General features: G+C 70.7%; 14 protein-coding genes, 1 tRNA gene and 1 pseudogene. 10 read left to right on the plus strand and 6 right to left on the minus strand.

Annotation, left to right across the window (positions count from 1 at the left end; genetic code table 11):
* The first annotated feature begins 22 nt into the window (after window positions 1-22).
* From moaC to ACIQ8J_RS16335, 5 genes are all read left to right on the plus strand, one after another.
* Complete coding sequence (moaC, locus tag ACIQ8J_RS16315; RefSeq protein WP_399054707.1) at window positions 23-526, plus strand: cyclic pyranopterin monophosphate synthase MoaC; 504 nt, start codon at window positions 23-25, stop codon at window positions 524-526.
* A 92-nt stretch (window positions 527-618) separates the two neighbouring features.
* Window positions 619-1,125, plus strand: coding sequence for a molybdenum cofactor biosynthesis protein B (locus ACIQ8J_RS16320; protein WP_403271651.1), 507 nt, complete (start codon window positions 619-621; stop codon window positions 1,123-1,125).
* Window positions 1,122-1,748, plus strand: a complete 627-nt coding sequence (locus ACIQ8J_RS16325; RefSeq protein ID WP_403271653.1) for a GNAT family N-acetyltransferase — start codon at window positions 1,122-1,124, stop codon at window positions 1,746-1,748. Before ACIQ8J_RS16320 ends, ACIQ8J_RS16325 begins: the two co-directional genes overlap by 4 nt.
* 152 nt (window positions 1,749-1,900) lie before the next feature.
* Entirely contained in the window at window positions 1,901-3,157 is a 1,257-nt protein-coding gene (glpR, locus tag ACIQ8J_RS16330) for a gephyrin-like molybdotransferase receptor GlpR (protein ID WP_403271390.1), read from the plus strand.
* A 75-nt stretch (window positions 3,158-3,232) separates the two neighbouring features.
* Window positions 3,233-3,306, plus strand: a tRNA-Ala gene (locus tag ACIQ8J_RS16335).
* A gap of 264 nt (window positions 3,307-3,570) precedes the next feature.
* Here the strand turns inward: ACIQ8J_RS16335 and ACIQ8J_RS16340 are convergent.
* Window positions 3,571-5,310, minus strand: a complete 1,740-nt coding sequence (locus tag ACIQ8J_RS16340; protein WP_403271392.1) for a hypothetical protein — start codon at window positions 5,308-5,310, stop codon at window positions 3,571-3,573.
* Window positions 5,311-5,366: 56 nt separating this feature from the next.
* On the minus strand, window positions 5,367-6,299 hold the full coding sequence (locus ACIQ8J_RS16345) for a hypothetical protein (protein ID WP_403271394.1): 933 nt from the start codon (window positions 6,297-6,299) through the stop codon (window positions 5,367-5,369).
* 72 nt (window positions 6,300-6,371) lie between these two features.
* On the opposite strand from ACIQ8J_RS16345, the gene ACIQ8J_RS16350 reads away from it, so the two are divergent.
* Window positions 6,372-6,686, plus strand: coding sequence for a helix-turn-helix domain-containing protein (locus ACIQ8J_RS16350; protein ID WP_403271396.1), 315 nt, complete (start codon window positions 6,372-6,374; stop codon window positions 6,684-6,686).
* Window positions 6,687-6,889: 203 nt separating this feature from the next.
* Here the strand turns inward: ACIQ8J_RS16350 and ACIQ8J_RS16355 are convergent, their stop codons facing one another.
* The 3 genes from ACIQ8J_RS16355 to ACIQ8J_RS16365 form a co-directional block, all read right to left on the minus strand.
* Window positions 6,890-7,429 carry a hypothetical protein gene (locus ACIQ8J_RS16355; protein ID WP_403271398.1) on the minus strand — a complete coding sequence of 180 codons (540 nt, stop codon included), beginning with the start codon at window positions 7,427-7,429 and terminating at the stop codon, window positions 6,890-6,892.
* Between the two features lie 218 nt (window positions 7,430-7,647).
* On the minus strand, window positions 7,648-8,316 hold the full coding sequence (locus ACIQ8J_RS16360) for a hypothetical protein (protein WP_403271400.1): 669 nt from the start codon (window positions 8,314-8,316) through the stop codon (window positions 7,648-7,650).
* A gap of 233 nt (window positions 8,317-8,549) precedes the next feature.
* A complete protein-coding gene (locus ACIQ8J_RS16365) occupies window positions 8,550-9,035 on the minus strand; it encodes a GNAT family N-acetyltransferase (protein ID WP_403271402.1) in 486 nt (161 codons plus the stop codon).
* 58 nt (window positions 9,036-9,093) lie between these two features.
* On the opposite strand from ACIQ8J_RS16365, the gene ACIQ8J_RS16370 reads away from it, so the two are divergent.
* From ACIQ8J_RS16370 to ACIQ8J_RS16385, 4 genes and pseudogenes are all read left to right on the plus strand, one after another.
* Window positions 9,094-9,897: an exodeoxyribonuclease III gene (locus ACIQ8J_RS16370; protein WP_403271404.1), complete on the plus strand. Its 804-nt coding sequence runs from the start codon at window positions 9,094-9,096 to the stop codon at window positions 9,895-9,897.
* Window positions 9,898-10,059: 162 nt separating this feature from the next.
* Window positions 10,060-10,407 carry a hypothetical protein gene (locus ACIQ8J_RS16375; protein WP_403271406.1) on the plus strand — a complete coding sequence of 116 codons (348 nt, stop codon included), beginning with the start codon at window positions 10,060-10,062 and terminating at the stop codon, window positions 10,405-10,407.
* Window positions 10,404-10,727, plus strand: coding sequence for a hypothetical protein (locus ACIQ8J_RS16380; RefSeq protein WP_403271408.1), 324 nt, complete (start codon window positions 10,404-10,406; stop codon window positions 10,725-10,727). The genes ACIQ8J_RS16375 and ACIQ8J_RS16380 overlap by 4 nt, the downstream gene beginning before the upstream one ends.
* A gap of 19 nt (window positions 10,728-10,746) precedes the next feature.
* Window positions 10,747-11,049: pseudogene (locus ACIQ8J_RS16385) on the plus strand (UTRA domain-containing protein); the annotation flags it as partial.
* 88 nt (window positions 11,050-11,137) lie between these two features.
* On the opposite strand, the gene ACIQ8J_RS16390 reads toward ACIQ8J_RS16385, so the two are convergent.
* Complete coding sequence (locus ACIQ8J_RS16390) at window positions 11,138-11,758, minus strand: MerR family transcriptional regulator (RefSeq protein ID WP_403271654.1); 621 nt, start codon at window positions 11,756-11,758, stop codon at window positions 11,138-11,140.
* Window positions 11,759-11,892: the final 134 nt, after the last annotated feature.

The raw sequence follows: 11,892 nt of genomic DNA on the forward strand, positions 1-11,892 counted from the left end.
GCCGTACCGGGAGCGCCACCGAATGAGTACGACGCAAGGCAGGCTCACGCACATCGACGAGGCGGGCGCGGCCCGCATGGTCGACGTCTCCGCGAAGGACGTCACGGCCCGCACCGCCCGCGCGAGCGGCCGCGTGCTCGTCTCGCCGCGTGTGGTGGAGCTCCTGCGCGGCGAGGGCGTCCCCAAGGGCGACGCGCTGGCCACCGCACGGATCGCCGGCATCATGGGCGCCAAGCGCACCCCCGACCTCATCCCGCTCTGCCACCCCCTCGCGGTCTCCGGCGTGAAGCTGGACCTCAAGGTCGCCGACGACGCGGTGGAGATCCTCGCGACGGTGAAGACCACCGACCGCACGGGCGTCGAGATGGAGGCGCTGACCGCCGTGTCCGTGGCCGCCCTCACCGTCGTGGACATGATCAAGGCGGTCGACAAGGGCGCCGTCATCACCGACATCAGGGTCGAGGAGAAGACCGGCGGCAAGTCCGGCGACTGGCACCGGCCCGGCACCGAGGCGGCCGGCGCGTGAGCGCCCCCCAGCGGGACGCCCCGACCCCGCCGCGGCCGGGTCCGCAGGCCGCGGCGCCCTTCCCCGAGGGCGGCGGGGCGCTCGGGGCGGCCCTGCTCGCGCCGTACGCGGCGCTCGTGGTGACGGCCTCCAACCGCGCGGCCGCCGGTGTGTACGCGGACAAGGGCGGCCCGCTGCTCGCCGCGGGCCTCGCCGCGATGGGCTTCGCCGTGGACGGCCCGCTGGTCGTGCCGGACGGCGACCCGGTCGGGCAGGCGCTGCGCGCCGGAGCGGCCGCCGGGTACGACGTGATCGTCACCACCGGCGGCACCGGCATCTCGCCCACCGACCGCACGCCCGACGCCACCCGCGACGTCGTCGACTACGAGGTGCCCGGCATCCCCGAGGCCATCCGCGCCGAGGGCCTCGCCAAAGTTCCCACCGCCGCCCTCTCGCGGGGCCTGGCCGGAGTCGCCGGCGGGCGCACCCTGATCGTCAACCTGCCGGGCTCCACCGGCGGCGTACGCGACGGGCTCGCCGTCCTGGAGCGGATCCTGGTGCACGCCGTCGACCAGATCCGCGGCGGCGACCACCCGAGACCTGCGGGGAGCCCGAGCTGAACGTCCCTTCCTGGCCGGTCGAGCTGGCGGAGGGCGATGTGGTCCTCCGCCCCATAAAGATGCGCGACCAGCGGGCCTGGCGCGAGGTCAACCGGCGCAACCGCGACTGGCTGCGGCCCTGGGAGGCGACGGTCCCGCCGCCCGCGCCCGGCGCGCCCTTCGCCCAGCGCCCCACCTACCGGCAGATGGTCCGCCATCTGCGCGCCGAGGCCAACGCGGGCCGCATGCTGCCGTTCGTCATCGAGTACCAGGGCCGCCTGGTGGGCCAGTTGACGGTCGCGGGGATGACCTGGGGCTCGATGTGCTCGGGCCACGTCGGCTACTGGGTGGACCGGGAGGTGGCAGGCCGCGGCGTGATGCCGACGGCCGTCGCGCTCGCCGTCGACCACTGCTTCCGCACGGTCGGGCTGCACCGCATGGAGGTCTGCATTCGCCCCGAGAACGGGCCGAGCCGCCGGGTGGTGGAAAAACTCGGCTTCCGCGAGGAGGGCCTGCGCCCGCGCTATCTCCACATCGACGGCGCATGGCGCGATCACCTGGTGTACGCGCTCACCGCCGAGGAAGTCCCCGAAGGGCTCCTGGCCCGGTGGCAGCGGGCCAGGCAGTCGCACCACGAGAAATAAAATAAATGTTCGAATTCGATCGCGATCCGACCCCTTCGCTCCGTCGAACGATCTGAAGAATCACAAAAAAAGCCGGTGATATCAGCCAGATCGTGCGACACACCGGCTCAATTGGCGTATCCCCGCGCGCCCGTCCCTCTACGGTGTGGTGTGTGAGCAGCAGCGGCCTCATTTACGCAGTCATCGTCGGGGCCTGGGCCGCCTACTTGGTGCCGATGTGGCTCCGCAGGCAGGACGAGCTCAACGAGGCCCGACCGACGGAACGCTTCAGCACCGCCATCCGGCTGCTGTCCGGACGGTCGGCCATGGAGCGCCGGTACGCCAAGGAACTGCGGCAGCGGGCCGCCGAAGAGGCGGCGTCCGAGGCGGGACCCGCGGTCCCTCCGGACGCCCTGACGGAACCCCTCGCCACGCCCGGGGAGCCCGCGGGCGCCCGGGACTTCGCCGTGCCCCAGCCCCGCCCCCAGCGCCCCGCCCGCCAGGAGCAGCCGGAGCACCACGGGCACGCGGGAAACCAGGCGCACACGGAGCACCACACACACCCCGTGGACCACGGGCCCGCGGACCACCACGGGCACCAGGAACGTCAGGACCACCACGGGCACCCGGAACGTCAGGAGCGCCGCGAGCGCCCGGCCGAGGAGCCCCGGGGTGAGCGCCCCACGAACCGCGAGCGCGCCACGAACGCCGCCGCGGCCGAGCGGGCCCGGCGCGCCCAGCGCAGCGCGGTGCTCGCGCGGCGCCGGCGCACCACCGTCGTGCTCTTCCTCGCCTTCACCCTGGGTGCGGTCGTCGCGGCGGTCGGCGGGCTCGGCTTCCTGTGGGCGCCGGCCATCCCGGCCGCCCTGCTGAGCGCGTACATCGTGCATCTGCGCATCCAGGAGCGGCGCCGCTTCGCCTTCACCATGGACCGCCGCCGCGCCGAGGCCGCGGCCCAGCGGCTGCGCGAGAGCAGGCCGCGCGCCAGGGCCGCGGCGCCGAGTCCCGAGCCGGACGACGAAGCGGAGTCCCACCAGGCGCCGTCCGTGCCCGAACCCGCGCCCGCCCCGGCCGTCTCCCCGCAGGAGGCGGGACGGCGCGCCCTGGTCGAGCAGACCGATCACGCGGAGTGGGTCGACCAGCAGCGCGAGCGCGGGCCCGAGCGCGGCGACAGCTGGGACCCGGTGCCTGTCCCGCTGCCGACGTACGTCACCGCGCCGGTCGCCCCGCGCGCCACCGGCAGCATCGACTTCGGCGCCCCGGACACCTGGTCCTCGGCCCGCTCCTCGACGGCCGAGCCCACCCCGGCCGCCCAGCCCGGTCCCGCCGCCGAGCCGCCCCCGCGCCGGCGCTCGGGCCCAAATCGCCGCCGCACCCCGCTGTTCGACCAGTACGCGGACGAGGACCGGCCCCGCGCCGCCAATGAGTGAGCCGGCTCTCGCTGACCAGCGGGGAACGGATTTCCAAGCACTCCGATCGGGGTGCTAAGGTTTCACTCGTTGCAAGGGCCTGTGGCGCAGTCCGGTAGCGCACCTCGTTCGCATCGAGGGGGTCAGGGGTTCGAATCCCCTCAGGTCCACAACACGACTGTTCTTGAGTTCTCTCAAGGATTGTCACGAGATCCCGTTCAGCCGAGAGGCTGGGCGGGATCTCGGCGTTTGTGGGGTGTGTTCGAGGTGATGTCCGAATGTGGTCGGGGCCTCGATCGGCTGTCTGGCGGAGGATCGGCCTGGGTTTCGGGGTGGTTCGGGTGCGTGAGGGGTGCCAGGGCTGCTGCTGGACGTGCCTGAGCCCGGTGTGTGGTGCTGGGGTGTCACCTGCTGGTGTCGGCTGTTACTGGGGGCTAGGGCGGGGGCAGCCCGTTCGCGGTGATCGAGGCCGGCGTGGTTCCCTTAGGCTCCGTGATCGCGTCGGCAATGCCGCTGCTGGCCGTGGTGCCGGTGGTCTGGGTCCAGCTGAAGAGCATCTGCAGGTTGGCGCTGCAGATCATCAAGGCGAGAAGCACGGTTTGCGCGACGCGGCCGTGAGCGAGCCGCTTGCTCGGGTCGGCGATGTTGATGCGGTGGCTCTTGAGCCTCCCGTTTACGCCTTCGATGTTCGCTCGTTCGGGCTGGTAGGCGTCCTGCCAGGTGGGGTGGAGGTAGTGCCGGTCCTGGCGGAACTTGTCGAGCTTGCCGAGGTCGCCCGGGCGGACGGTGATCGTGGGTTTCTGGCAGATCTGCGGCAGTTCCTTCTTGGGCAGGGCCCGCAGGCGTTCGGCTTGGGGGATCGGGATGGTGGGTTTGGCCGCGGTGTGTGCGGTGGTGGCCCGCCGGTTGCTGAGGTCGACGACGGCCGGCCGCGGTGCGGGGACCTGGTGGACCTGGTTGAAGCGGGGACAGGCCACCCTGGGCGAGGGCCCGCTGGCTGGGCACTGGAGTCGGATCGCACCCCGTGCATCTGCGGATTCTTTGAGGCGGAGGAAGTACGGCTCGCGGGCGGCGATCTGCTCGCGGAGCCGGGTGTTGTCGTCGATGCCGCGTACGGCTTCGTCATCGAGGCCGAAGGTGGCCTGGGCCAGGGCAGTGGGCATGGCGGGGCAGGCGAGGCTTCCATCGACGAGCAGGGCACCTTGGTGGGTGCCCTGGACGCCTCGGTGCATTTTCTTGTAGTCGAGGACGAGCTGGTAGCCCAGGCGGCGGGCAGGCTGGGCGAAGTGCTCGGAGACCTGGTCGGTGTAGGCGCGGTCGGAGGCAAGGATCCCGGCGGGGAAGCCGAAAGGGACCAGCTTGGTCAGAGCGTGGACCGCATTCGGCCCGATCCGCCTGCCGGGGATGTCCAGGACCAGGCCGAGGACGAGCTGCGGGTGCCGGCTCACGCGCCTCCCGGCCTGCGGGTGGCCGGCTGGGTGCCTGCGGCTGGCGGCAACGAGGAGGGTGGCGGAGTGCCCGAAGATCCCTTCGGTGGAGCCGCCGCAGAAATGCCAGCCGGCGGTGATCTCGACGGAGGCGAGGCCGCGCCGTTTGCAGGGCTCGTGGTGCCAGGCGGGAACCGGGGTGGTGTCGACGCCGATGTCGCCCCGCCAGCCCTTGAACAGGCCCCGCCGGTGGGCAAGGTGCACCGTGGTCAGGACCAGGCGGTCGCTGATCTCCTGGAGCACGGCCCGGCGGCGCATGCGTTCGGCATCAGTGTCCTCCCAGGCCGCAACAGCGGCCGCTGCCTCATCGGCGGGCAGCCGACGGCGCCGGTCACAGCGGAACGGGTCCAGGGCAGTGGTCAGCCGGTCGAAGGACCGGTAGACCCGCCGGGTGAACGCGTGCCGTCCGTGATCGTCGAGCAGTCCGGGATCCGGAACCCCCAGCCAGCCCCGGGCAGGGGCCCGCAGTTCGTCCAGCAGGACGCGGCAGACGTCCGCGAGGCTCGCGCTGCGGTGGTAGTGCAGAGACAGCAGCAGCCCCACCAGCACCGTCCGGATGGGCAGGCCCTTCGGGCCGGGGCGGTCCTCCAGTTCCGTGTCGATCAGCTCGATGGCTCCGGACTCGTGCAGGAGCGCATCGAGCTGGCCGACCTTGGAGTCGGGGATCTCCGCGGGTGCGTCGGTCACCGGCCGCGGACGGCACCTTCTGATCTTCTCCGGGCTTCGCCAGGCCCTGGGTTTGGTCACCTCTCCTCCGGGCCCCGCAACAGCCGGGCCGCCGTCACCTCATCCACGGGCGGCACCAGGTGCTGCCAGCGGGCCAGGGACGCGGCGGAGGCGAGCCCGGCCGCCTGGGCGATCAGATGGTGATCGATGTGGGCACGCATCAGCTCGACGATCCACGTCGCCCGCAGGCGGCCCACCGACAACTCCGGCAGGCCCTGGGGCGGCCGGTGGATCAGGGACCAGGAGCCGATCAGGTTCTTGGAGTACTCGACGGTCCGCCGGGGCCGAAACATGTAGCCGTCACCCGCCAGGTGGGCCAGCTCGCCCAGCACCGAGTCCCAGGCCGCACGGGCCACGAGCGGGACCAGGCGGTCGACCCCTTTGTGCAGCAGCGGCCCGTCCGCGCTCGGGCGCCGCAGATCCGGTCCCCGGCTGGCCGCCACCTCCTTCGGTGTCAGCCCCAGACCGGCGCCCAGACCCAGCAGCGCGAGCGCATCGGTCTTCTGCTGCCCGGGCAGATGAGTGGCCCAGTGCCGCAGGCCCTCCAACTCGGCTGCGGTGTAGGGCTGGTGGGGACTGGCGTCGGCATGCATCCGTGCCGGGGCCGCCTCACCGCGCTCACTCCAGGCCAGAGCGTCCCGCACCCGCAGCAGCCACGTCCGGTACGTCCGCACCGACGACGCTTCGATGTCCCCGGCCCGCGAGAGAACAAACGCGTCGATCACCTCGTTGCGCAACCACGCATCCGCAGAGCGCTCGATCCCCGCCGCCTCGGCCCACAACGCCAGCCGGCCGGTGACGTGCAACAGCCTCTCCACGTCATAGGGAACCGCCATCACGGTCGCGGCGACCACCGACCTGACCAGCGGCGCGACCTCCTCCCAGACCGGCTGCGCGGCCCGCGGCCGATACCGGGTGATCTTCGCGGACGTAACGGGATCAAGGACCACAGTCCATGCATACCGGCTGGACAAGCAGCCATTCCACAGCTGATCAACCTCAACAGACAAGGTGGTGCGCGCATGGTCGGCGGACACGCCCGCGCACGCTCCCCCAGGGAGCACACCGACGATCCGGAAACCTGGCCCGAACAACCGAGCCCCGATGTGGCCGCCGAAGCGGTCCGCCACATCGCACGGACCCTCGCCCAGGCGCTGGCCGACCAGAACCTGAGCTTGCGTGCGGCCGCCGGCTCCGGAGTGAACCGGCAGGCCATTGCCGACCTGCTCGCAGGACGGTCCTGGCCGGACGTGGCCACCGTCGCCCGCCTCGCCCGCTTCACCGGCATCAACCTGTGGCCGGACAACACCAACATCGATCGGAAGAGAACGCATTGAGCCTCGATCCACGCCCGAAGACGCCAAACAGCGACCGGGCATGACGAAGTTCGTGGCTCCACGCGTCGAGCGGAGAAAGTCTCTACTACGCTCGAAAACGCGCGGAGCCACCTGTCAGATGGCGCTCACGCACCGGCACCGCCGAGTCGATTGGTAGTCCCTCGGCGGTGCCGCCTGGAATGCCGCGCTCTCGCGGCCCCGGTTCACTCCCCGGCGGCCTCCTGCCGTTGTTCACCGGCATTGACCGGAACGATCATGAACCAGGCCGTCGGGCCCTCCGCTACCAAGCCCTCCTTCACCAAGCGCTTCAGCCGGGACCGAGTGGTCTCCACGCGCCGTCCCTTCGACGTATCCGAGACGTCCTCCCCGATCGCGGCGGTGATGTCCTGCACCTTCATCGCCCGACCAGCCCCCGCCAGCAGCACCAGCATTCGCTCTCGCGCCACTTCCCACTCCAACGGCCCAGCAGACGCGGGCCCGTTGGGAGGTACTTCTGCACCGGAGGGCCGGGAACCGGGGGGAGGGCCGTTCGGAGTCGGCTTGTCCGCAGTTTCCTCTGGCGGCTGTTGCGTGGCGTCGCCCTGCTTGAGGTACTCCTCGCCGCCCAGGGACAACAGCGTCTCCCGCGTGATCGTCAGGTGAGCCAGCCGTTCCTCGGCCGCCGTGGTCTTCTCGCGCAGTGTGGCCAACTCGCCACGAACGACCGCCTCTTCCTGATCCAGACGCTCGAACAGTGGCGTCATACGGGCCCCGCCTCCACATGCCGATCACCGGGGCCCGATGGCACTCAAAGCCCCAGCCAAACGTAGGGCCAGCCGCAGCAAGATCGCAGAGGGTGACCGCAGATGCTCCCAACCGACCGTAGGCGATCGCCTTGCGCTCGCTGCCCTCCGCAGAAAGACCACACGAGTTCACGCCTTGGGGGAGGGGTACTCCGACCGACAGCGTGATCTCCGTGAAGTCAGAGCGTTGCCTGGTCCTGGACGGTATAGCCCAGTGCGCGGGCTTGCCCGGCCACAGTCGCGAAGTCCGCTGCCGGCGACAGGGAACTCACCATCTGTCGGCTCAGCGGTGCTTGAGCCAGAACCGCTGCCACTGCGTCACGGTCGATCCTCCGCTCAAGGTAGTCCTCGGCGAAGCCGACGTATGCATCCGCGCTGCCGTCGGCGAGAAGCCCGAACAGCCAGTCAGCCCCGTCCGACTCGTCAGCGGCGAACTCGACCGGACCGCACCCCCAGGCCTCTGCATCCTTTTCCCGCCACGCGCACACCGTCGCGTCGAAGAACCCGTCGAAGTCGAACTCCGGCGCCGCCGCGTAGTGCGCGAGCGACGAAGGTAGGCCCTCAAGAAGTCCAGGCCAGTGCGCTCGGGGCGATTCGCGCCAGGGAGTGGCGGCACTTTCGTGATCGAACCCGTAGAGGAACACCCCAGCCGGATCGAACACAACGGCGTACTGATCGCCAGAACCGTTTTCCATACAGGCCAGATGCACGCCTCCACGCCAGTCGGAGAAGAACGTGTGTGTCGGAGCTCCTGCGTCAAGGATGGAATCGAGCAACGCCAACGCCCGGCATCGGGCAAGCAGAACATCAGGAGCGGGAAGCAACGGCAACAGCGCATGGACAGTCATGGCCCTCATTCAACTGCCAGCCACTGACAACAGCCCGCCTTCAGATCCGGGAAACGATCACCCGCTGCACGGGAAGCGATCTCCATCACCGCGCTACGTCGCAGATCAACAGCGCTCGTGAACACCCCACAACAACAAGACGGAATCCCGTCCGATCAATCGATCGGACGGGATTCCGCCGTTTCCGGGGGAGGTTGCCGCGCCACGGCGCCCTGGCACTCCGGCGCCCGTCGTCAGGAATGGTTCAGCGGCTTGGCGAAACAGCGGCTGGAGTCGTGCAGCCGGTAGTGGCCGAACTTTTCGCAGGGCTCGTAGCCCGTCGAGCCGTAGAGGGCGATGGCCTCCGGCTGCTTGGTGCCGGTCTCCAGGACCATGCGGGTGCGGCCGGCCGCGCGGGCGTCGGCCTCCAGGGCGGCCAGGATGCGGCGGGCGAGGCCCAGGCCGCGCGCTTCGGGGACGACGTACATGCGCTTCAGTTCGGCGTCGCCGTCGCGGTAGTTCTCCTCGTTGGCCTCCTGGCTGCGCCAGCCGCCGGTGGCGACCGGGCGCCCCTCGGTGTCGTACGCCATCAGGTACAGGCCGCGCGGGGGTATGAACATGGCGGCGTCGAGCGGTGTGACATCGCCCTCGTCCTCGTACCGTTCGGCGTATTCGAGCTGGACCTGGTCGTTGAGCTTGACGGCATCGGGGTGGTCGTAGCGGACCTGACGGATAAGCATGCGCTCCATCGTACGTCTATGCGCTGGGTGGGGTGTGTGGGGTCGGTAGGGTGCCGGGATGCTCACTGTTACCTCTGTGAATGTGAACGGGCTGCGGGCCGCCGCCAAGAAGGGCTTCGTGGAGTGGCTCGGGGGGACCGGGGCCGATGTGATCTGCCTGCAGGAAGTACGGGCCGAACCCCACCAGCTGCCCGCCGAGGCGGGGGCGCCCGAAGGCTGGCACGTCGTGCACGCGCCGGCCGCCGCCAAGGGCCGTGCGGGTGTGTCGCTGCTCACCCGTCGCGAGCCCGAGCGGGTGCGGGTCGGGTTCGCGAGCGCGGAGTTCGACGGCAGCGGGCGTTACGTCGAGGCGGACCTGCCCGGTGTGACCGTGGCCTCGCTGTACCTCCCGTCCGGCGAGGTCGGCACCGAGCGGCAGGACGAGAAGATCCGCTTCATGGCCGAGTTCCTGGAGTACCTGCGCGAGCTCAGGGTACGGGCCGCCGCCGACGGGCGCGAGGTCGTGGTGTGCGGCGACTGGAACATCGCCCACCAGGAGGCCGACCTCAAGAACTGGCGCGGCAACAAGAAGAACTCCGGCTTCCTGCCCGAGGAGCGGGAGTGGCTGACGCGGGTCTTCGACGCGGCGGACGGCGGCTACGTCGACGTGATGCGTGCCCTGCACCCGGACGTGGAGGGCCCGTACTCGTGGTGGTCCTACCGGGGCCGCGCCTTCGACAACGACACGGGCTGGCGCATCGACTACCAGGTCGCCACACCCGGCCTTGCCAGGCGGGCGGTGAAGGGGCAGGTGGAGCGGGCCGCGAGCCACGGGGAGCGGTGGTCGGACCATGCGCCGGTGACGGTGGTCTACGACCTGTAGGGGGCGGCGGTACGAAGCCCCGCCCCGGCGACGGCCCTGCCTCCACCGCGCCGGGGCTCGGTTCGGATTCACCCTGTCTCCCTCGCCCACGGCCGGCGCGGCGATAGGCTGCACAGGCGGTACCGCGCACCAGGAAGCACGGGCCGGACAAAGGAGGGCACCATGGGCACTGCTGCCGTGGGCGAGCCAGGCATCCCGCCCATGCCGGAGAGAACCCCGAAGGCCCTCCGCGAAGCCATCACCCGGCACGCTCCCCAGCTCCTGCCCGATTTCGACGCGCACTGGAAGCGGTACGTCGCCGACGCGTACGACATCAGCATCGTGTCCGCCTTCATGGCCCGGTGGTGGGGCGAGTACGCAATCGCCCGCGACCCACGGCTCGACGCCCACGTCACCGGCCTCGAACACCGCGCCGCTTATGAGTGCACCGACCTGGCCGAAGCCAAAGCGCTGCTGGAAGAAGCTTCCAACATCCGCCACATGGCAGCCCGCACGGAGCCCGGCCAGTGACCAACGGGTTCATGGGCCCGCCCTGGCAGATGGATTGGACTCTCAAGGCCCAGGCCGCACGCGACGCGCTGCCCGAGCCTGTGCGGAAGATGATCGACGCGGCTCGTGCAGAGCTGGTCACGGCGGACGACCCGTACTTCCGCGGGAGCGACGCGGATGTCGACCTGCCCGAAGACATGCTTGTCGAACCCGCCAGGTCCAGCGATCCGAAGGGCCCTCGCATTCTGCACTTCGACAATGGGCACGGCTGGTTGAAGTACACGTTCGTGCGGCGGACCGAGGACCCGCAGATTGTTGTGGAAGAGATCTTCTGGCAGTGACCTGTCAGGTGAGTGCGGTGCGGTCACCTGGTATCCGACGCCGCTCGCCGCTCTGGTCCCCGATCTGCTCAACACCGCCCCGGGCCGGAACCACGGGCTCACGGCGAGAGTCCTGGAAGCCACGGGGCGCACGATCACGCACGCCAGGGACGACATGCACGCCAGGGAGGCCGACGCCCGCGAGGCGATCGCGCTGGGGCTTTCCCCGGGATCTCCCATCCTGGCCGGCGCCCACCGCTGGTCGGATGCGGAAGGCGTCATCGAGTACGGGGAGTGGTGCCTTCCGCCCCGCTTCACGATCGGGTACGAGTACCGGCCCTGAAGTCCGTATGGCACAGCCCGACTTGGGGAAGGGCGAGTCTGCGGTACGGGCTGGGCCAGGCCCGTACCTCGGCCACCGGCAGCCCCCCTCAACCCTCCCCCGACAAATGCCGGTCCAGCGCCAGGGACAGTTCCGCGTCGACCACTGCCTTCGCCAGGGGGCGCATGCGTTCTGCGTTGCCGGCTGGGGTGTGGGTGTGGAGGAGGTCGGTGAAGAGGGTGGCCAGGGCGTCGGTGTGGTGTCTCACCTCTCGGGCCGCTGCCAGCACCGCGGCCAGGGGGACGCCCTCGCGGACCAGGGAGGACGAGACGTCCAGGAGGCGGCGGCTGATGTGGACGATCTCCTCGCCGGAGACGGTGAGGTAGCCCAGGTCCAGCGCGGCCGCGAGGTTCTCGGGGGTGACCTCGCCCGCGAAGTGGTCGGCCAGCGCCTCGGGGGTGAGGCGGACCGGGGTCTCCTCGGTGGGCTCGACCAGGCCGAGCGCCTCGCCCGCGTCGCGGCCCGACTCGAAGGCGGAGGTGAGGTCGGCGATGCCGGACAGGGTGTGGCCCCGGTCGAGCAGCGCCGAGATGGTGCGCAGGCGGGCCAGGTGGCGGTCGTCGTACCAGGCGATCCGGCCCTGGCGGCGGGGCGGCGGGATCAGGCCGCGCTCGCGGTAGAAGCGCAGGGTACGTTCGGTGATGCCGGCCTTCTCGGCCAGTTCCGACATGCGGTACTCGCGGACGCCCTCGCTCGTACCCGTACTGCTTGTGCCTGTACCTGTCTGGTCTTCTGCCACGGCCGTCAGCCTATGCGGTGGCCCCGCGGCGGGGGCCCGCGTTGTACCGGCGGTAACTTCCCGCC

Source organism: Streptomyces sp. NPDC094147 (assembly GCF_044764265.1).
Taxonomy (GTDB): Bacteria; Actinomycetota; Actinomycetes; order Streptomycetales; family Streptomycetaceae; genus Streptomyces.